Source organism: uncultured Sphingopyxis sp. (genome assembly GCF_900078365.1).
In the GTDB taxonomy this organism is placed as follows: domain Bacteria; phylum Pseudomonadota; class Alphaproteobacteria; order Sphingomonadales; family Sphingomonadaceae; genus Sphingopyxis.
In genome coordinates, this window is the sequence record NZ_LT598653.1 from 3,876,792 (window position 1) to 3,896,024 (window position 19,233).

Annotated in this window: 17 protein-coding genes; 7 read left to right on the forward strand and 10 right to left on the reverse strand. The window is 68.6% G+C overall.

Annotation, left to right across the window (positions count from 1 at the left end; all coding sequences use genetic code 11):
• Positions 1-12 precede the first annotated feature (12 nt).
• The gene (locus QZL87_RS18015) at positions 13-1,467 is read left to right on the forward strand and encodes a TolC family outer membrane protein (RefSeq protein WP_295321773.1); all 1,455 of its coding nucleotides are present in this window, start codon (positions 13-15) and stop codon (positions 1,465-1,467) included.
• Between the two features lie 96 nt (positions 1,468-1,563).
• Here the strand turns inward: QZL87_RS18015 and QZL87_RS18020 are convergent, their stop codons facing one another.
• The 8 genes from QZL87_RS18020 to QZL87_RS18055 form a co-directional block, all read right to left on the reverse strand.
• Positions 1,564-2,523, reverse strand: a complete 960-nt coding sequence (locus QZL87_RS18020; RefSeq protein WP_295321776.1) for an alpha/beta hydrolase — start codon at positions 2,521-2,523, stop codon at positions 1,564-1,566.
• A 33-nt stretch (positions 2,524-2,556) separates the two neighbouring features.
• Positions 2,557-4,944, reverse strand: a complete 2,388-nt coding sequence (gene pheT / locus QZL87_RS18025) for a phenylalanine--tRNA ligase subunit beta (protein WP_295321779.1) — start codon at positions 4,942-4,944, stop codon at positions 2,557-2,559.
• Positions 4,941-6,035, reverse strand: coding sequence for a phenylalanine--tRNA ligase subunit alpha (gene pheS, locus QZL87_RS18030; protein ID WP_295321781.1), 1,095 nt, complete (start codon positions 6,033-6,035; stop codon positions 4,941-4,943). The genes pheT and pheS overlap by 4 nt, the downstream gene beginning before the upstream one ends.
• Positions 6,036-6,176: 141 nt before the next feature.
• Positions 6,177-7,076: an AraC family transcriptional regulator gene (locus QZL87_RS18035; protein WP_295321784.1), complete on the reverse strand. Its 900-nt coding sequence runs from the start codon at positions 7,074-7,076 to the stop codon at positions 6,177-6,179.
• A 548-nt stretch (positions 7,077-7,624) separates the two neighbouring features.
• A complete protein-coding gene (holA, locus tag QZL87_RS18040) occupies positions 7,625-8,656 on the reverse strand; it encodes a DNA polymerase III subunit delta (RefSeq protein WP_295321787.1) in 1,032 nt (343 codons plus the stop codon).
• Complete coding sequence (gene lptE / locus QZL87_RS18045) at positions 8,653-9,225, reverse strand: LPS assembly lipoprotein LptE (protein WP_295321790.1); 573 nt, start codon at positions 9,223-9,225, stop codon at positions 8,653-8,655. The genes holA and lptE overlap by 4 nt, the downstream gene beginning before the upstream one ends.
• A gap of 134 nt (positions 9,226-9,359) precedes the next feature.
• On the reverse strand, positions 9,360-11,912 hold the full coding sequence (gene leuS / locus QZL87_RS18050) for a leucine--tRNA ligase (protein WP_295321793.1): 2,553 nt from the start codon (positions 11,910-11,912) through the stop codon (positions 9,360-9,362).
• Positions 11,913-12,034: 122 nt separating this feature from the next.
• The gene (locus tag QZL87_RS18055; protein ID WP_295321796.1) at positions 12,035-12,496 is read right to left on the reverse strand and encodes a DUF3576 domain-containing protein; all 462 of its coding nucleotides are present in this window, start codon (positions 12,494-12,496) and stop codon (positions 12,035-12,037) included.
• Between the two features lie 332 nt (positions 12,497-12,828).
• Here QZL87_RS18055 and QZL87_RS18060 point away from each other — a divergent pair, with 332 nt between their 5' ends.
• On the forward strand, positions 12,829-13,491 hold the full coding sequence (locus tag QZL87_RS18060; RefSeq protein ID WP_295321799.1) for a hypothetical protein: 663 nt from the start codon (positions 12,829-12,831) through the stop codon (positions 13,489-13,491).
• Here QZL87_RS18060 and QZL87_RS18065 read toward each other — a convergent pair.
• Positions 13,464-14,078, reverse strand: a complete 615-nt coding sequence (locus QZL87_RS18065; protein ID WP_295321801.1) for a thiamine phosphate synthase — start codon at positions 14,076-14,078, stop codon at positions 13,464-13,466. The two genes, QZL87_RS18060 and QZL87_RS18065, sit on opposite strands and share 28 nt — an antisense overlap.
• A gap of 57 nt (positions 14,079-14,135) precedes the next feature.
• On the opposite strand from QZL87_RS18065, the gene QZL87_RS18070 reads away from it, so the two are divergent.
• On the forward strand, positions 14,136-14,798 hold the full coding sequence (locus QZL87_RS18070) for a YggS family pyridoxal phosphate-dependent enzyme (protein WP_295321804.1): 663 nt from the start codon (positions 14,136-14,138) through the stop codon (positions 14,796-14,798).
• Between the two features lie 363 nt (positions 14,799-15,161).
• Here the strand turns inward: QZL87_RS18070 and QZL87_RS18075 are convergent, their stop codons facing one another.
• Positions 15,162-15,605, reverse strand: a complete 444-nt coding sequence (locus tag QZL87_RS18075; protein ID WP_295321806.1) for a DUF4402 domain-containing protein — start codon at positions 15,603-15,605, stop codon at positions 15,162-15,164.
• Positions 15,606-15,743: 138 nt separating this feature from the next.
• On the opposite strand from QZL87_RS18075, the gene QZL87_RS18080 reads away from it, so the two are divergent.
• From QZL87_RS18080 to msrB, 4 genes are all read left to right on the forward strand, one after another.
• Entirely contained in the window at positions 15,744-16,814 is a 1,071-nt protein-coding gene (locus QZL87_RS18080; protein WP_295321809.1) for a type III polyketide synthase, read from the forward strand.
• A 44-nt stretch (positions 16,815-16,858) separates the two neighbouring features.
• A complete protein-coding gene (locus QZL87_RS18085) occupies positions 16,859-17,524 on the forward strand; it encodes a methyltransferase domain-containing protein (protein WP_295327037.1) in 666 nt (221 codons plus the stop codon).
• The gene (locus QZL87_RS18090; RefSeq protein ID WP_295321812.1) at positions 17,521-18,618 is read left to right on the forward strand and encodes an FAD-dependent monooxygenase; all 1,098 of its coding nucleotides are present in this window, start codon (positions 17,521-17,523) and stop codon (positions 18,616-18,618) included. The genes QZL87_RS18085 and QZL87_RS18090 overlap by 4 nt, the downstream gene beginning before the upstream one ends.
• Before the next feature lie 98 nt (positions 18,619-18,716).
• Complete coding sequence (gene msrB / locus QZL87_RS18095; RefSeq protein ID WP_295321815.1) at positions 18,717-19,124, forward strand: peptide-methionine (R)-S-oxide reductase MsrB; 408 nt, start codon at positions 18,717-18,719, stop codon at positions 19,122-19,124.
• The last annotated feature ends 109 nt before the right edge of the window (positions 19,125-19,233 follow it).

Consider the following 19,233-nt stretch of genomic DNA (forward strand, 5'->3'; position numbering starts at 1 on the left):
CCGAACCTCCGCGTGTCGCTATCCGGCCTTGCGGCGGTTGCGTTTTTGCTTCCTGCGGGGGCGTCTGCGGAGACGTTGCAGGGAGCTTTGGCGAAGGCGTATGAGAACAACCCGACGCTGACGGCGGCGCGGGCGGGTCAGCGCGCGAACGACGAGAATGTTCCGATCGAGAAGAGCTATGGCCTGCCCGACATTGGCACGCAGGCGAGCTATGACGAGAATCTGATCGTTCCGGGCAACAGCTTCAACGCGCCCGCGCGTTCGCTGTCGGCGGGCGCGCAGCTGACGGTGCCGCTCTATCAGGGCGGCGCGGTGCGCAATGCGGTGCGCGCCGCGAAGCATCGCGTCGAGGCGGGGCAGGCCGATTTGCGCGCGACCGAGGCGAGCGTCTTCTCGCAGGTCGTCGGCGCCTATATGGACGTCATCCGCGACCAGGCGATCGTCCAATTGAATCAGAAGAATGTCGCGGTGCTGCGCACCAATTTGCAGGCGACGAGCGACCGGTTCGAGATCGGCGATCTGACGCGCACCGACGTCGCCCAGTCGGAAGCGCGGCTCGCGCTGGCGGAGGGCGACCTGCGCACCGCCGAAGCCAATCTGATCGCGAGCCGCGAGGGCTATATCCGCCTTGTCGGCGAGGCGCCGGCCGACCTCGAAGCGCCGCCGCCGCTGCCGAACCTGCCCGCGACCGCCGAGGATGCGGTGGCGGTCGCGCTCACCAGCAATCCCGACATCGAGGCGGCGAACGAGCTGGTCAACGCCTCGAAGGCCGACATCGGCACCGCAAAGTCGAGCCGCGCGCCCAAGGTGTCGGCGATCGTCAACGGCGGCTATAATAATTATCTGGGATCGCTGAACAGCGGCGTGCCCGGGGTCAGCGTGACGCAGGAGACGTCGAGCGCGGCGGCGGGGGTGCAGGTGACGCTGCCGATCTTCACCGGCGGCCGCCGCTCGGCGCAGGTGCGCCAGGCGCAATCGCGCAGCAGCCAGGCGATCGAGCAATATATCGAGGTCGAACGCGGAGTGATCGCGCAGACGCGCGGCGCCTATGCGGCGTGGCAGGCGAACGAGCGCATCATCGCCGCGACGCGGCAGGCGGTCGGGGCGAACGCGCTGTCGCTCGAAGGGGTGCGCGCCGAGAACAGCGTCGGCACGCGCTCGATCCTCGATATATTGAACGCCGAGCAGGAATATCTGAACACGCAGGTCCAGCTCGTCTCGGCGCAGCGCAACAGCTATGTCGCCGCCTTCTCGGTGCTCGCGGCGATGGGCAAGGCCGAGGCGCGCGACCTCGGGCTCGAGGGCGGCGCGCTCTATGACCCCGAGGTCAATTACAGGCGCGTCAAGGGCGAGCTTTGGGACTGGGCCGACGACCCCGCGCCGCAGCAGGTCGCAAACGATACCCGCGCCGTCCCCGCCGCAAACGCCAACGTCCCCGAAGGGCCCCCCGCACTCCCACCACAATAAGACTTGGCAAACGACGCCGCGATGACGGAGACGCCGGACTAGCCATGTCGGAAGCAGGTGTCCGCATGCGGCCAACAGCCCGCACACGCGCTCGATTCAGCCGCTCGCCGGCGCCGTCATCGCCGCCGCCGCCGCGAGCAGCCCGCCGTTGAAGCGTTGCGACAGCGCGGCGTCGGGGATCGCATTGAAGGCGTGGATCGCCCCGGCATAGCTGTGCAGGTCGACGGGTACGCCCGCCGCGACGAGCCGCCGCGCATAGTCGAGATTTTCGTCGAAGAAGAGATCGAGGCTGCCCGTCGCGATATAGGCAGGAGGCAGGCCCGTCAGATCGCCGGCGAGGCTCGGCGAAAACCAGCCGCATCGTTCGTCGTCGGCCTGGTAATCGCCCTGCAGCGCGCGCCAGCCGAAGCGGTTGCTCGCGCGCGTCCAGATGAATTCGCCGGTCATCGGATTCTTATAGGGGCAGGCGTCGCCGCCCGTCCGGTGATCGAGCATCGGATAGGTCAGCAACTGGCCCGCAAGTCCGGGTCCGCCGAGGTCGCGCGCCATGATCGCGAGCGCGGCGGCGAGCCCGCCGCCCGCGCTCTCGCCCGCGACGACGATCCGCTTCGCGTCGAAACCGAGCGCATCGGCCTGCCCGGCGAGCCAGCTCAGCGCCGAATGGCAATCTTCCTGCGGCGCGGGAAAAGGATGTTCGGGTGCGAGGCGATATTCGACCGATACGACCGGCACGCCCGCGGCTGCCGCCAGCGCGGCGGGGCCCGCCTGCATCTGCTCGACCGATCCCAGCACCATGCCGCCGCCGTGAATATGCAGGATCGCGCCACTCCCCGCGCGCGTTATGGCGGGGCGATACAGGAAGACCATGATGTCGGGGCCGCCGTGGATCGACGGCACGAACAATTTTTCGGGCGCGATCACCGTCGGCGGCAGGATCGCATAGGTTTCGGCCGCCTTCGCGCGAATCTGCGCGATCGGCGCCGCGTCGAGGTCGACCCGCGGGAACAGGTCGATGATCGGCGCGATCTCGCGATCGACGAGGTGGCGGGTGTCCATATCAAACTCTCCCTTTGTCCCGTCGACCCGAATCTATCCCCGCAGCGCCGCTCCGGCCTTCGCGGCAGCGGCCACCACCTTGTCGGCGATCGCCTTCAACTCGGCATCGGTGAAGCTCTTCTCTTGCGGTTGCAGTTCGACCTCGACGGCCAGGCTCACCTGGCCCTCGGGCACGCCCTGGCCGGCGAAGCGGTCGAACAGCCGCGCATCGACGATCGCCGCCTTGTCGGCGCCGCGGATCGCGCGCACCAGCTCGGCGGCGGCCAGCCCCGTGGGTGCGAGGAAGGCGAAGTCGCGGCGCACCGATTGCAATGCCGGGGGCGCGAAGGCGGCGCGCGCCGGACCGCTCGCGCGCTTCGCCGGGACCGCATCGAGGAAGATCTGCACCGCCATCACCGGGCCGTCGACGTCGAAGGCGCGGGTCAGCGCGGGGTGGAGCGCGCCGAATTCGGCGAGCACCGCCTTGGGGCCGAGCCGCAAGGTCGCCGACTGGCCGGGATGCCAGATGTTGCCGGTCGTGACAGCTTCCATCACCTGCAGCCGGTCGGCGGGCGCGCCGGCGGCGTCGAGCAGCGCCAGCGCCGCCGCCTTGGCGTCGAACGCATCGAAGGGCGCGGCCTTGCCTGCCTGCCAGCTGCGCGCGCTTTTGTCGCCCGCCATCAGCAGCGCCAGCGTCGGATGCTCGGCGTCGGAAAGGTAACGGCGGCCGATCTCGAACAGGCGGAGGCTCTCCGCGCCGCGATTCTGGTTGCGCTGCGCCGCGGCGAGCAGGCCGGGGAGCAGCGACGGGCGCATCACTTTCAGATCTTCGCTGATCGGGTTGGCGAGGCTCCACGTGCCGCCGCCGAAGGGCGCGGCCTCGGCCTCGCTGATGAACGACCAGGTCACCGCTTCGTCGAAGCCCGCGGCGGCCGCGGCGCGGCGCAGGCGGCGCTCGATCGTCTGTTCGGGCGTTGCGGTCGGCTTCGCCACCCCGTCCGCGCGCGGCAGCGGCACCGACGCGATCGCGTCGAACCCCGTGATGCGCGTGACTTCCTCGACGACGTCGGGCGCGCCGTCCATGTCGCGGCGCCAGCTCGGCACCGACACCTGCCAGCGGCCGCCCTGTTCGAGCACGCCGAAGCCGAGCGCGGCGAGAATCTCCTTCTGCCGCTCGGGCGCGATCGCGATGCCGCCGAGCGTCGCCGACAGCGCGGGGTCGTAATCGATCACCTTCACTTCGGCGGGCGGGGTGCCCGCACGCGTGACCGCCGACGGATTGCCGCCGCAGATGTTCAGGATATGCGCGGTAACGATCGCGGTCGCATCGTCGAGGAACGCCGGATCGACCCCGCGCTCGAAACGGCTGCGCGCGTCGCTCGACAGGCCGAGCGCTTGGCCCGTGAGCGCGATGCGTTCGGGGGTGAAATAGGCGACCTCGATCAGCACGTCGGTCGTCGTTTCGCTGCAGCCCGAATGTTCGCCGCCCATGATGCCCGCGATGTCGTGAACCTCGCGCTCGTCGGCGATCACCGTCATCGTGTCGGTGAGCGTGTATTCCTTGCCGTTGAGCGCGGTGACGGTCTCGCCCTGCTTTGCGCGGCGCGCGACGAGCGCGCCATGCAATTTGGCGCGGTCGTAGATGTGGCTCGGGCGGCCGAGGTCGAACATCACATAATTGCTGATGTCGACGAGCGCCGAGATCGACCGCTGGCCGACCGCTTCCAGCCGGCGGCGCATCCACTCGGGGGCCTGGCCGTTGGTGACGCCGCTGATCGTGCGGCCGAAAAAGGCGGGGCAGGCTTCGGGGTCGAGGGTAGCGATTTCGGTCGCGGGCGCCCCTTCGCCGGTGATCGTCGGGACGTCGAGCGGCTTCAGCGTGCCGAGTCCGGCGGCGGCGAGATCGCGCGCGATCCCGCGCACGCCCATGCAATCCTGCCGGTTCGGGGTGATCGAAATGTCGATCACCGGATCGTTCGCTCCGCTATAGTCGGCAAAGGGCGTGCCGACCGGCGCGTCGGCGGGCAGCTCGATGATCCCGTCATGATCGTCGCCGAGCTCGAGTTCGCGCGTCGAGCACATCATGCCGTTCGATTCGACCCCGCGCACCGCCGCGACCTTCAGCTCCATGCCGTTCGCGGGGACTACCGCGCCGGGCAGGCCGAGCACGCCGATCAGGCCCGCGCGCGCATTGGGCGCGCCGCAGACGATGGTGAGCGGCGCGCTACCGTCGCCGGTATCGACAGTCAGCACCTGCAGCTTGTCGGCCTGTGGATGTTTTTCGGCGGTGAGCACTTTGGCGATGCGGAAGCCCGCGAGCTTCTCGGCCGGATTCTCGACGCCTTCGACCTCATGGCCGATGCGGTTCAGCGTCGCAACGACGTCGGCGACCGAATAGTCGCCATCCAGATGCTCGTGCAGCCAATCAAGGGTGATCCTCATGCCGAAACTCCCCCGCTCAGCGTGGGCACCGACAGCGCGCCGAACCCGTAATGCGACAGCCACCTGAGGTCGCCGTCGAAGAAGGCGCGCAAATCGTCCATGCCATATTTGAGCATCGCGAGCCGGTCGACGCCGGCGCCGAAGGCAAAGCCCTGCCATTCGTCGGGGTCGAGCCCGCAATTGGCGATGACGCGGCGATTGACCATGCCGCTGCCGAGCAGCTCCATCCACGCATGGCCTTCGTCGTCGCCGTTGCCGCCGACGATGCGGCGGCCCTTTTCCTGTTTATAACCGACATCGACCTCCGCGGACGGTTCGGTGAAGGGGAAATAGCTGGGGCGCAGGCGCAGCACGATGTCGTCGCGCTCGAAATAGGCCTTGAGGAAGGTCTCGAGCGTCCATTTGAGGTGCCCCATATGGATGCCGCGGTCGATGACGAGGCCTTCGACCTGGTGGAACATCGGCGTATGCGTCGCGTCGCTGTCGCTGCGATAGACGCGGCCGGGCGCGATGATGCGGATCGGCGGTTCCTCGCTCATCATCGTGCGGATCTGCACCGGCGAGGTGTGGGTGCGCAGCAGCATCGCGCGACCTTCCGCGTCCGTGTCCGGGAAATAGAAGGTGTCGTGCATCGCGCGCGCGGGGTGCGTTTCGGGGATATTGAGCGCGGTGAAGTTGCGCCAGTCGTCCTCGATCTCGGGGCCCGTCGCGACCGCGAAGCCCATGTCGGCGAAGATTTCGGCGAGTTCGTCCATCACCTGGCTGACCGGATGGACGCTGCCGCGCGGGCTCGCCTCGGCGGGAAGCGTCATGTCGATCGCTTCGGCGGCGAGCTTCACGTCGAGCGCCGCCGCGTCGAGCACCGCCTTGCGTGCCGCGAGGGCGGCGGTGACGCTCTCGCGCAGCGCGTGGATCGCGGGGCCCTGCGCCTGCCGTTCCTCGGGGGTCATCCCGCCGAGCGTCTTGAGCAGCGCGGTGATGCTGCCCGCCTTGCCGAGCGCGGCGACGCGCAGCGCCTCGACCGCACCCGCATCGGCCGCGGCTTCGATGTCGCCCAAAAGCTGGGTCTGGATGGCTTCGATATCGCTCATCGTCATTCGTCCTGTTCCGGCGGCGCTGCCGCTGCCGGTATCATGCTTTCTCAAATTGGTGGATAGGCGGCTGCCCGCGCGTCCGTCGTCCGCCGCTTGCACCGAAGGCGCCGCGCGGGTCAAGCCTGTTGGCGGAACGGTCTATCCTGTCGGTTTGTGCAGGCCTTGCACCGGCGCGCCGGCGGCGGCGGTACGGGCGAAGGCGGCGGCGCCCAATATCGGCTTGGGCCGCGCAGCATAGTCGCGCGGGCTCATCCCCATGAAACGCCGGAAGTCGCGGGTGAATTGCGCCTGATCGTAATAATGATGGTCCATCGTATCGATCCACGCCATCGACGGATCGAGCATGAAGCGCGCGAGGCTGCGCAGAAAGCGTTGACGGCGCAGCAGCAGCTTGGGCGAAAAGCCGAAGGCGCGGTGGCTCAATCGCTCGATCGAGCGTTCGGAAAGGCCGAGCTTCGCCGAAAGATCGGCGACGCTCGACAGGTCATCGTCGACGAGCGCGCGGTGCGCGGCGAGGATGGCGGGGTCGTCGGGCGGCGCATCGGCGAGCAGCGCGCGGAAATGGGCGTCGATCAGCGCCGCCGCGGCATCGGCGTCGTCGGTCTGTCGCAACTGCCCGGCGAGTGGCGCGAAGCGGGCGAAGGCGGGATGCGCTCCGCCGTCGCAGAACCGGTCGGCGAGTTCGCCGGCGGGCAGCGGGATGAATTTTGCCCACCCCATCGGAAGCACGCCGATACCCCAGGTCCGCATATTGCCCGCCGCGAAATAGCTTGCCCGGCTCGTCGGTCCGGTGGCGATGAAGCGCGACGCTTCCACGGTCGAACCGCCGCCGATCGCCGCGCGCGGCGGGTCGCCGTCGACAAAGCGCAGGTTCGCCCATTCGGGATGCAGATAATCCTCGACCCGCGAACCGTCGGGCACGGCGACCTCGGTCAGATAGATGGTGCTGAGATAGGGGCGAAGCGGTTCCGACAAGGGGAAGAAGCGCGTCGCGACACGGCTGGCGGATGGGACGGAAGATGCGTCGCGGTGCGGCATGCTGTTCCATTTTAATCCGTAAAACGCGTGAAAAACAATGTTACGAGGGGACCTGCTGTCGGGTTCTTACAATTTTATGGGCTGCCGCTGCCCCATAGTTGCGTTGCCTGCTCCGAACGGGAGCGTGCGAGGGGAATCGAACGTGACGCCAGAGGATGGGGCTTGGCGGGGACCTGAAACAGACGATTGATTTTCCGAGCTTCGTTCCGGCCGTCGGCTTTCTGCGACCCACGGCTATTCGGTACGGGCGGGGGGCGATGGTTTCCCACTGGAACCATTGTCGAGGCGGCGCGGCGCGCGAGCTCCGCGCCGCCTCTTCGTTTTGAGGGCGGGAGATGTCGGTTTTGGGGTGGGAAGTGGACGTTGATCCAAATCAGGCCCTCCCCTTCAGGGGAGGGCAGCGAGACTTGCCAGCTTGCTGGCTTAGTCGCAGCGGGTGGGGGCCATCGGCCTTGCGCAAGGCTGATGGCCCCCACCCCAACCCCTCCCCTGAAGGGGAGGGGCTTGCTTTTCAGCTATGTCTGTTTGCGGCCGACAGCGGCCTCTCGCTAGCGTGCTCGTGCGGCCTGATGGGCGATATCGGTCATCAGCTTGCGGAACAGCACCGCGCCCGCGGTGCCCGACGCCTTGAGCGCGCGCTCGCAGTCGAGCAGCCGGGTCATCAGCCGCGCGATGCGCACCGAATCCCAGATATGCAGCTGCGCGGTCACCGCGTCGCGTTCCTTCCAGAAAATGCCGCTCGATCGCGCCGAGACGACGGTCGCCGGATGCGCGCCGCCGTCGACTTCGGCGCGCAGGCGGGCGAGCGCGAGTGCGCGGATTGCGAGCGCGCGGATGATGCGGATCTCGGCGACGCCGACCGCCGCCGCCTTGGTCAGCATCTCGGGCAGGTCGCGCACCTTGCCGCCGAGCGCGACATTGATGCACTCGCTGACATCCTCCTCGTGCGTCGCGGCGCCCAGCGCGGCGATGTCGGCGGGCGTAACCTGCCGCTGACGATCGGGCCCGGCGTCGAGATAGAGCGCGATCTTCTCGATCTCGCGGCGCATCAGCGCCTGGTCGCCCGAAACGAGGTCGACGAGCAATTGCGCCTCGCTGTTGGCGATGCGCAGCCCCTGCTCCTGCGCCGCCGCCATCGCGATGCCGACGAGCGCGCGCCGGTCGGGCTGGTAACAGATCGCGGCGACGGCATGGTCCGACGCTTCGACCAGCTTGACGAGCTTCGACTTGGCGGTGACCGAGGCGCCGGTCGCGACGACCGGGTTGATCGCGGTTTCGGCGGTGAGCAATGCTTCGACCGCGGCGAGGCTGTCGTCGCCGCTGCCCGACAGTTCGAGCTTGATGATCCGGCTCGGCGAAAAGAGCGACATCGACGCGGCTTCGGCGGCGAGCAGCGACGGGTCTTGCGACAGCTGCGATCCCGTCAGGTCGAGCCGCTCGGCATCCTTGCCGGCAAGGCCGATCAGACGGCCGGCGACGGCTTCCATCGTCGCTTCGTCGGGGCCGGTGAGGAGGGTGAAGCGGACCGCGGGATCGAGGCGCGTCTGGCGTTCGAGGTCGGCGGGCTTGACGCTCTTCATTGCCCGGCGGGCGCGGGCACAGCGGGCGCGGATACGGGGGAGGCAAGCACCGCCCCCGGCTGGCCGCCGCCGCGATTCGCATAGACCGCGAGCCGCGCGACGATCTGGTCGGCGACGCCCGAGGCGAGCCGTTCGAGCGCGGTCGATTCGGCGGCGATCGTCGCATATTCGCTGCCGACGACGTCGATCCCCGCGTCCTGCGCGGCGGTCGCGTCGAGCAGCACCGCGCCCGATGCCGAATCGACGAGCTGGTAGCGCGCGCGCAGCGTGCGGCGTTCGCGCGTCACCGTATCGTCGGCGCGGACGCCGAAGCCGGTGATCGAGTCCTCGAGCCGGACGTCGAGGCGGAGGCGCTTGCCCGCACCCTCGCCGCCCTGCGTCGCCTGCAGCCGGTCGCGCAGCGCATTGCGGACGAGCCAGCCTTCATGCCCCTCGATCGGCGCGACATCGACGTCGGCAAGCACCTGCGCCACCGCCCCCTTGCTGCCGTTCGCGTAGAGCGGACGCAGACCGCACCCGCCGAGGGTCAGCGAAAGGGCGACGAGCGAGGAGACGAGAAGGCTGCGCATTTCAATCAACCATGCCCCGTATCCCCGTTCGTGTCGAGCGGAGTCGAGACACCGTGAAGCGAGGCACGGACGATGGGCATCTCGACTTCGCTCGATGCGAACGGAAGATGGAAGATTTCGTTCCTGCCATTCTGTCAGGGGACGATGTTCACGAGCCGGTCGGGTACCACAATCACCTTCTTCGGCGTCGCGCCTGCGAGCAGTTCGACGATGCGCGGGCGCGCGAGTGCTGCCGCTTCGGTGGCTTCTTTGTCGAGGCCCTTGGCGATCGTCATCGTATCGCGCAGCTTACCCGCCATCTGGATCGCAATTGTCACCTCGTCATCGACGAGCAGTGCCGGATCGGCGGCGGGCCACGCCGCGTCGGCGATCATCGGCGTGGTGCGCTGGCCTTCCGGCAGCGCCGCCCACGCCTCTTCGGCAAGATGCGGCATCATCGGCGCGACGAGCAGGATCAGCGTGCGGCACGCCTCGGCGCGCGTCGCCGAGGGCTTTGCCTTTTCGATCTCGTTCGCGAGCGCGTGGATCTTCGCGACCGCCTTGTTGAAGCCGAGCGATTCGATATCGGTCGCGACCCCGGCGATCGCCTGATGCAGTTTGCGCGCCAGCCCCTTGTCTTCGCTGCCGTTGCCGGCATTTTCGGTGTCGCCGAAGATCCGCCACAGGCGCTGGACGAAGCGCCACGCGCCTTCGATGCCCGCCTCGCTCCACGGCAGGTCGCGCTCGGGCGGGCTGTCGGAGAGCATGAACCAGCGCGCGGCGTCGGCGCCATATTGGTCGAGGATGGCGTCGGGATCGACGACATTCTTCTTCGACTTCGACATCTTGATCACGCGGCCGACGTCGACCGGCGCGCCATCGGCTTCGAGCGTCGCGCCGTCGGCGGTGCGGGTAATTTCATCGGGCGTGAAGAAGAGCGGCGGCAGGCCTTCGCCCTGCGCGCGGCTGTAGGTCTCGTGCGTCACCATGCCCTGCGTGAAGAGGCTCGCGAAAGGCTCCTTGATGTCGATCATCCCCAGCTTGTTCAGCGCGCGCGTCCAGAAGCGCGCATAGAGCAGGTGGAGGATCGCATGCTCGATGCCGCCGATATATTGATCGACGGGCAGCCAGCGGCGGATCACCTCGGGATCGAAGGGCTTGTCCCCGGGCGCCGACGCGAAGCGCAGGAAATACCAGCTCGAATCGACGAAAGTGTCGAGCGTGTCGGTCTCGCGCACCGCCTCGCCGCCACAGCTTGGGCATGCGACATGCTTCCACGTCGGATGGCGGTCGAGCGGATTGCCGGGGACCGAGAAATCGGCGTCCTCGGGCAGTATGACGGGAAGCTGGCTCTTCGGCACCGGCACCATGCCGCAGGCCGGGCAATGGATGAAGGGGATCGGCGTGCCCCAATAACGCTGGCGCGACACGCCCCAGTCGCGCAGGCGCCACACGGTCGTGCCCTTGCCCCAGCCCTCATGCTCGGCGCGCGCGATGACCGCGGCTTTGGCCTCGTCGATCGTCATCCCGTCGAGGAAATGGCTGTTCACCAGCTTGCCGGGTCCGGTATAAGCCTCGGTGCCGGTGAAATGCTGTGCGACCTCGTCGCCTTCGGCGATCACGCGGTGGACGGGCAGCTCATATTTATGCGCGAAGTCGAGGTCGCGCTGGTCGTGCGCCGGACAGCCGAAAATCGCGCCGGTACCATAATCCATCAGCACATAATTGACGACCCAGACGGGCAGGTGCCAGTCGGGATCGAGCGGATGCTCGACGGCGATACCGGTGTCGAAGCCGAGCTTCTCGGCGGTGTCGAGCTGTTCGGCGGCGGTGCCCTGCCGGCGGCACTCCTCGATGAACGCGGCGAGTTCGGGCGAATCCTTCGCAAGGCGTTCGGCGAGCGGATGATCGGGCGAGATCGCCGCAAAGCTCGCGCCGAACAGCGTGTCGGGGCGCGTCGTGAACACGTCGAAGCCCGGCGCGCCACCGGCGAGCTTGAAGCTGAATTCGAGCCCCTGCGACTTGCCGATCCAGTTTTCCTGCATGACGCGCACGCGCTCCGGCCAGCCGGGCAGGCCCGAGCGGACCTGGTCGAGGAGCTCGTCGGCGTAATCGGTGATGCGCAGGTAATAGCCGGGAATTTCGCGTTTTTCGACCAGCGCGCCCGAGCGCCAGCCGCGACCGTCGATCACCTGCTCGTTCGCGAGCACGGTCATGTCGACGGGGTCCCAGTTGACGTAGCTTTCCTTGCGCGTGACGAGCCCGGCGGCGAACAGGTCGAGGAACAGCGCCTGTTCCTGCCCGTAATAATCGGGTTCGCACGTCGCGAGTTCGCGGCTCCAGTCGATTGCGAGGCCGAGACGCTTCAGCTGCGCACGCATCGCGGCGATATTGTCGCGGGTCCAGCCGCCGGGGTGGACGCCCTTTTCCATCGCGGCATTTTCGGCGGGCATGCCGAACGCGTCCCAGCCCATCGGATGCAGCACGTCGTGCCCGGTCATCCTTTTGAACCGCGCGAGCACGTCGCCCATCGCATAGTTGCGGACGTGCCCCATATGGATGCGCCCCGAGGGATAGGGGAACATCTCGAGGATATAGGCTTTCGGCTTTTCCGCCGTATCGGTCGTGGCAAAGCTGTTCGCCGCCTCCCACGCCTTTTGCCAGCGGGCGTCGGCGGCGAGGGCGCCAAAGCGCGTTTCGCGGGTCATTCGTCGGTTACCCCGTTAGTCTGTCTTACATGATCGTCATCCCGGCGAAGGCCGGGATCTCGCCCGTGGATCGTGACACCGAGGTCGAGAACCCGGCCTTCGCCGGGATGACGGAATAGAATCTAGTCGCGGATCGCCGAGCGGCGCAGGTCGCGGGCGCGGGTGAGGATGATTTCCTCGAGCTTCTGGACGGTGGCCGCCTGCACCGGCGCATCGACCCAGGCGCCGCCCTGCGACACCTGCCGCGACGCCGCGACGCGCAGCGCGTCGGCGCGCAGGTCCTGGTCGAGGATCGACACGGTGACTTTCATCCGCTCGCCCGGGTTCGACGGGTTCGCATACCAGTCGGTGATCACGACGCCGCCCGAGCTGTCGGCCTGGAGCAGTGGCATGAACGACAGCGCATCGAGCGAGGCGCGCCACAAATAGCTGTTCACCCCGATCGTCGTCACCTGGCTGGCGGCGAGATCGGCGCGCGGCCGGTCCTTGCCCGCACACGCCGAAAGGCCGAGCGCCGCAAGTCCGAGCAGCGCGAGCGTGGCCGGACGCCGACCGATCGTGGCAAGGACGGAAAGCTGGGACATGCCGATAACACCTTATCTTTTTGAGCTCGCCCGAATGTCAGAAAATCGGCCGCGCATAACGGAATTGCCAGCGTCTCTATCGCCCTTGCCGCCACCCTGCAAGCGCGGCAATTCCGGCCGCGCCGCCATTCAGATTCTGGTCAGATTCGATGCGCACTGTGACGATCCCGCAACAATATCGGCAAAAAGCGGAATCGTTGCAATAATTTGGCGGGATTCACTGGCATTCTCGGGCTGGCGGTCCTATTTGACGAGTCGATTGGGGTTGGAGTCGCAGAGCAATGGCGCGAACATCGCGACATTTTTGGAAAGCAGGTCTCACCGCTTTGGCGGTGGCTTCGCTTGCGCTGCCGCCGGCCCTCGCCGCGATGTCGAACGCCGACCGCATTCGCGACACGGCGCTTTCGGAAACCCTGCTGGGCCAGTTTACCCCGGCGTCGGGCGACGAAAGGCTGATCGCGCGCTATAACAAGATGTCGGCCGAACAGCGCGGCAACTTCAGCTTCACGCCCGCCCTGACCGACCGGGCGCGTCAGAACCGCGCGATCACCGTCGTGATTCGCGCCCGCGACGACGCGTCGAGCGCCGCGCGCACCTCGGCGCTGGCGGCGGGGCGCACCGCGCCGGTGGCGATCGCGCCGGTCAAATATAATCTCGGCGCGTCGGTCGGCTTCGAAAAATTCGTCACGCCGTCGCTGCCGCGCGGCACCGATCTTCGTAACCTGCCGGTCGCCAGGGCGCCCGAACAGGACGATAAAAAGTCACGCTTCGCCACGCGTATGGTGAACCGCCCAAGCGACCCGAGCGGGGCAACCGATCGCGTCACCGCTCCCGGCGAGGCGTCCGCCGTCGATGTCGTCAGCAGCTATCGCCTGACCAAGAATATCGATGTCACCGCGGGCGTCCGGTACAAGAGCGACGACCGCGTCGAACCGCTCACCGATTCGCGCCGCGACAGCCAGGCGGTCTATATCGGAACCGCGTTCCGCTTCTGACGCGCCCGGCGCTTCGCCGCCTTTTCATCCCACGCATCGATCGCCGCCCAGCCGTGCGCGATTTGGCTCGCGCGCTTCATCCGGCGCGCGCGCGCGCCGGTCATCCCGCCCAGCGCGATCGGCGCCGCTGGGGCGAGGCGCGCCAGCCGCAGCCAGGCCGCCGGGCCGAGCGCGGGCGCGCCGGGATGCGAGCGCGTCGGATAAAGCGGCGAGACGAAGACGGCGTCGGCTCCGGACTGGCGCGCGCGGCGGGCCTCGGGTGCATCATGGACCGGCATCGTTACCAGCAGCCCGAGCCGGTGCGCCTGCTTCGTCCGATCGGCGTCGCGCTGGCGGAGGTGGACGCCGTCGGCGCCCCAGCGCCGCGCCGTATCGGGTGATCCCGCAAGCAGGACGACGAGTCCCCGCGCCCGCGCGATGCGCATCAGCCGCCGGAGCAGGCGCCAGCGGGCCCCGGGCGCCAGCCCGTCGTGCCGGAAAATGATGCCGCTGTCGGGCGGCAGCAGCGCGGCGAGTTCGACAAGGCCGGTCCGCGCCCGTTCGTCGCTGAACAGCCAGAGTTCCGGCAGGGGGTGGCGCGGGCGCATCGCGCTTCCTATAGGCGCGTCGCGAGCGCGCGCAACGCGCGGGATGAAAGCGGGACGATGAGCGAAGCAGCAGAGCGGCTGGCCGAAGTGCAGGGACATATCGCCGATGCGGCGCAGCGCGCGCAGCGGCGCGCCGGGGACATCTGCCTGATCGCGGTGTCGAAGACGCACGACGCGCCGGCGATCCGCCCGCTGATCGCGGCGGGCCAGCGCCATTTCGGCGAGAACCGCGTGCAGGAAGCCGCCGCCAAATGGCCCGAATTGCGCGCCGAAACGCCCGGCATCATGCTGCACCTGATCGGCCAGCTGCAATCGAACAAGGCCGAGGAAGCGGTGGCGCTGTTCGACGCGATCCACTCGGTCGACCGCCCGTCGCTGGTGCAGGCGCTCGCCAAGGCGTGCGCCAAGGCGGGCCGGCAGCCGCAGCTGTTCGTGCAGGTCAATATTGGCGACGAGGAACAAAAGGGCGGCTGCGCAGTCGCCGGCCTGCCCGCGCTGCTGACCGAAGCGAAGGAAGCCGGTCTCACGATCGACGGCCTGATGGCGATCCCCCCAGCTGACATCGAGCCCGCACCCTTTTTCGCACTGCTCGACGAACTCGCCGAACGCCATGGCCTGCCGCTGCGCTCGATGGGGATGAGCGGCGATTATGAAACGGCCGTGATGCTGGGCGCGACGCATGTGCGCGTCGGTACCGCGCTGTTCGGTCCGCGGGGTTGAAGGTCCGGTTTCGACCGGAAGCGGACATTGCGCTTTAAAATATCCGTTCGCATCGAGCGACGTCGAGATGCCCCTCGGGCCAGGCGCTACATCGATGGGTGTCTCGACTTCAACCAAAGGTCGAAGTTTATCCTGAGCGCCTGCCAAGGCAGTCGAAGGGCTCGACACGAACGGAACAAGGGAACATCCGCTGCCGACGGATTGCTGCCGTCTCTTTATTCGTCACCCCGGACTTGATCCGGGGTCCCGCTTGATGCCGAAGACCGGTCGATGCCCCAAAAAGTGGGATCCCGGGTCAAGCCCGGGATGACGGAAGTGGAGGAGAGCTATGGCAGCTCCCCCACCCCAAAGCCGGCCTTCACCCTATTGATACTCCACCGTCACCGGAATCCGCCCGCGATAGTCACCGTCGTCGAGCGCCGCGACCTGCAGCCGGCCGCCGAAACGAAATTGCAACCGGCCGTCGGCGCCAAGGCGCGGTGCTGCCGACAGGTCGGTGACGAGGCCCGCGACGCGCGCGGTGCGGCCATGGCCGCCTTCGAGGTCGACGCTCGCGGGCAGGATCACGCGCACCTCGGCGCCGGGTTCGCCGCGCACGGTCACGACGCCGGTCAGCGCGAAGCCGCCCAGATCGACGACATCGCCGCGCACGCGGCGCGCGCCCGACACCGGATCGAGCTCGACCTCGCCGCCCATCGCGCCGACGGCGATGCGGCCCATATCGAGCCGGGTTTCAACCTCGACGCGCAGCGGTGTTTCGGCCTCGCGAGTCGCGCCGCCGCCGGACTTGTCTTGCGCGCAGAGCATGCACGGGGCTGCCGCGACGGGCGCGCCGCCAAGGGCCAGGGCGAGGCCGAGGAAAAGCCCGGCCGTGGTTAATCCGCGGTAAAGTGGACCGGGCGCTAATCGCTGGTCTGCCCTCCGCTTTTCGGCCACACCTGCGCGATGACCACGCCTCCGCCTCCCCGGCTGAACGCCCTCGCCACCGCGGTGCCGGGGCACGACATCCATCGGGCCTTCATCGACTGGGCGGCGGCGCGGCTCAGCGACGAGCGCATGCGCGCGCTCTTTACGCGGATGGCGGCGCGATCGGGGATCGACCATCGCTGGTCGGTGCTGCCGCCCACCCCGGCCGGCGGGTCGCCGGTCGCGGCGGGCGGCTTCTACGACGTTCCCGGATTGCCGCCGACATCGGTCCGCATGGCGGCCTATGCCGATCATGCGCCGGAGCTCGCGATGCAGGCGATCGCGGCATTGGACGACGCGCTCGATCCGGCGCGGGTCACGCATCTGGTCGTCGCGAGCTGCACTGGCTTCGTCGCGCCCGGCATCGACCAGATCCTCGCGCGGCGGCTGGGCCTCACCGCGACGGTCGAGCGCGTGCTGATCGGCTTCATGGGCTGCTACGCCGGGGTCACCGCGCTGCGCACCGCGCGGCATATCGTGCGGTCGGAGCCGGGCGCGGTGGTGCTGGTCGTGAGCGTCGAGCTGTCGACGCTCCACCTCAGCCTCGCCGACGCGCCCGAGCCGCTGCTTGCGATGCTTCAGTTCAGCGACGGCGCCGCCGCGGGGATCGTCTCGGCGGCGGCGGGCGGCCTCGAACTCGGCGAAGGTCGCAGCCTCGCGCTCGGCGATAGCGAAGAGCTGATCCGCTGGGACATCGGCGACCGGGGGTTCGAGATGACGCTGTCGGGAGAGGTGCCGGGACGGCTGCGCGAAACGCTCGCGCGTCCGGACGTCCAGCGCGAATTGTTCGGCGATGCCGGTGCGCCGCCGCCGCTGCTCGCGGTCCATGCCGGGGGCCGCTCGGTGCTCGATGCGGTCGAACATGCGCTGGCGGTCGCGCCCGAGGCGCTTGCCGACAGCCGGGCGGTGCTCGCGCGGTTCGGCAATATGTCGTCGGCGACGATATTATTCGTGCTCGCTGACATGATGGCGCGGGGCGCGACGGGGGAGGGCATCGCGATCGCCTTCGGCCCCGGCCTCGCCGCCGAGGCGATCCGGTTCCGGGCATGAATCCCTTTGCCAGCCTCCGGGTGCCGATCGCGCGCGAAGAGGAAATGGACGCGGCGGCGCTGTCCCCCGAGCGTTATGCGCGCGTGCTCGCCGATTTGTCGCGGATTAACGCGCTGACGCTGGCGTCCCGGCCGACGCTGGGGTTTCTGGAACGGGTGCGCGCGCGCGGCACGGGAGCGCGACCGTGGCGCATCCTCGACGTCGGCTTCGGCGCGGGCGACATGCTCGCGCGGATCGCGCGCTGGGGTGGGCGCCGGCGCGTCGCGCTCGATCTCGCGGGAGTCGATCTCAACCCGAAGAGCGAGGCGGTCGCGCGCGCGCGGCTCGGCGATCGGGTGCGGCTCGTCACCGGCGATTATCGCGATCTGGCGGGGCAGGGGTGGGACATCATCCTGTCGAGCCTCGTCAGCCACCATATGACGCCCGCCGAGCGCAGCGAATTTCTGCGCTTCATGGAAGGCGAGGCGGCGCGCGGCTGGCTGGTCAACGACCTGCATCGCCGGCGCCTGCCCTTTGCCTTCTATCCCTTGCTCGCGGCACTGACGTTGGTCGATCCGATCGTGCGGCGCGACGGGCAATTGTCGGTCGGGCGCAGTTTTCGCCGCGTCGAGTGGACGGCGATGCTAGCGGAGGCGCTGCCCGGCGTGGCAGAAGAATGCCGGATCTTCCGCAGCTTCCCCTGGCGCCTCTGCGTCGAGCGCATCCGGTGAGTGACGCGATTATCGTCGGCGCCGGGCCTGCCGGGTCGGCGGCGGCGATCGGGCTGGCACGCGGCGGCGCCCGAGCACTGTTGCTCGAACGCGCGCGCGAAACGGGCGACGCGCTATGCGGTGGGTTCCTGAGCTGGCGGACGCTGGCGCGGCTCGACGCGCTCGGGATCGACCGGGCGGCGCTCGGCGGGCAGGCGGTCCGCCGCGTGCGCCTGTTCGCGGGCGAGGGGCGAAGCGAAACACTGTTGCCGGGCGAAGCCATGGGGGTGTCGCGCCACCGACTCGACAGTTTGTTGCAGGCGGCTGCGGTCGCCGCGGGCGTGGGGCTCGAACGCGGCGTCCATGCGACGGCGATCGACGACGGCGGCGTGCAGACGCGGGATGGCGCGACGCTGGCGGCGTCCTCGCTCTTCCTCGCGACCGGCAAGCATGGCTTTCGCGGTTTCTCGCGCGAACCCGCCCGCTGGCAGCGCGGCGATCCCGTCATGGGGTTACGGCTGCGCTTGCCCGCGCATCCCGCGTTCGAGCGGCTGGTCGGCGATGCGGTCGAGCTGCACCTGTTCGATCGCGGCTATGCCGGACTGGTGCGGCAGGAGGACGGCAGCGGCAATCTGTGCCTCGCGGTGCAGAAATCGCGACTCGACGAGGCGGGCGGCGAACCTGCCGCCTTGCTCCATATGCTGGGCGGCGCGCTGCCGCGCCTCGGCGAGCGGCTGGCGCATGCCGACTGGTCGCGGAGCATCGATGCGATCGGCCACGTCCCCTATGGCTGGCGAACCGCCGGGACCGCGCCCGGCTTGTTCCGGCTCGGCGATCAGGCGGGGGTGATCCCCAGCCTCGCGGGTGAGGGAATGGGGCTCGCCCTCGCCAGCGCCGACGCCGCGGTGGCGGCGTGGCGTCACGGCGGCGGCAATGCCGCGCCGGCGTTCCAGCACCGCCTCGCCGTCGCGATGGCGCGCCCGTTCGCGCTCGCGAACCTTGTCTGGCGCCTCGGCGAAAACCGGCGCACGGCGGGGATTATAACGCGTGCGGCGTCACTTTTTCCCGCGCTGGTGCGAATGACCTCGCAGATGACGCGCATCGACCCGCGCTGACCGTGCCACCCTTCTGGCCCCTTGCGGCCGGGCGGCGCGGCACCGATATTATGGGCTATGGCGATGGCCGGATACGGCCTATCCGAAGGAGATTCTCCATGACCGACCCGAAAACCGAAAAGACGCTCGACCCGATGGCGCATCATGTGCTGCGCGAAGGCGGCACCGAACGTGCGTTCACGGGCAAATATACCGACCATAAGGGCGATGGCGTCTATCACTGCGCCGGATGCGGCGCACCGCTGTTCGACAGCCGCACCAAATACAACAGCGGATCGGGCTGGCCGAGCTATACCGCACCCGCCGCGGGCGGCGCGGTGAGCGAACATCGCGACGCGAGCCACGGCATGGTCCGCACCGAAGTGCGCTGCGCGAAATGCGAAGGCCACCTCGGCCATGTATTCCCCGACGGCCCCGGACCGACGGGGCTGCGCTACTGCATCAACAGCGCGGCGCTTGACTTCGCGGACCGCGGGCAGGATGAGGCGTCAACCGGCGAAGGCTGACACGCCCTCGCTACTGACGCATCAGGGGCGACGCGAGGGAAGGAATACGGGCTTTGCGCCGCGAAAGACAGCAAGCTTCGTCGAAACAATCGTCATCGTCCAGCAAGCG

Bases quoted from the DNA above. Each gene is read 5' to 3' on its own strand.
- pheS (WP_295321781.1), bottom strand. From the start codon at position 6,035: ATGAGCGATATCGAAGCCATCCAGACCCAGCTTTTGGGCGACATCGAA.
- QZL87_RS18085 (WP_295327037.1), top strand. From the start codon at position 16,859: ATGGACGCGGCGGCGCTGTCCCCCGAGCGTTATGCGCGCGTGCTCGCC.
- QZL87_RS18020 (WP_295321776.1), bottom strand. From the start codon at position 2,523: ATGGACACCCGCCACCTCGTCGATCGCGAGATCGCGCCGATCATCGAC.
- QZL87_RS18070 (WP_295321804.1), top strand. From the start codon at position 14,136: ATGAGCGAAGCAGCAGAGCGGCTGGCCGAAGTGCAGGGACATATCGCC.
- QZL87_RS18075 (WP_295321806.1), bottom strand. From the start codon at position 15,605: ATGCTCTGCGCGCAAGACAAGTCCGGCGGCGGCGCGACTCGCGAGGCC.
- QZL87_RS18035 (WP_295321784.1), bottom strand. From the start codon at position 7,076: ATGCCGCACCGCGACGCATCTTCCGTCCCATCCGCCAGCCGTGTCGCG.
- QZL87_RS18080 (WP_295321809.1), top strand. From the start codon at position 15,744: ATGACCACGCCTCCGCCTCCCCGGCTGAACGCCCTCGCCACCGCGGTG.
- holA (WP_295321787.1), bottom strand. From the start codon at position 8,656: ATGAAGAGCGTCAAGCCCGCCGACCTCGAACGCCAGACGCGCCTCGAT.
- msrB (WP_295321815.1), top strand. From the start codon at position 18,717: ATGACCGACCCGAAAACCGAAAAGACGCTCGACCCGATGGCGCATCAT.
- pheT (WP_295321779.1), bottom strand. From the start codon at position 4,944: ATGAGGATCACCCTTGATTGGCTGCACGAGCATCTGGATGGCGACTAT.
- QZL87_RS18055 (WP_295321796.1), bottom strand. From the start codon at position 12,496: ATGTCCCAGCTTTCCGTCCTTGCCACGATCGGTCGGCGTCCGGCCACG.
- QZL87_RS18065 (WP_295321801.1), bottom strand. From the start codon at position 14,078: ATGCGCCCGCGCCACCCCCTGCCGGAACTCTGGCTGTTCAGCGACGAA.
- leuS (WP_295321793.1), bottom strand. From the start codon at position 11,912: ATGACCCGCGAAACGCGCTTTGGCGCCCTCGCCGCCGACGCCCGCTGG.
- lptE (WP_295321790.1), bottom strand. From the start codon at position 9,225: ATGCGCAGCCTTCTCGTCTCCTCGCTCGTCGCCCTTTCGCTGACCCTC.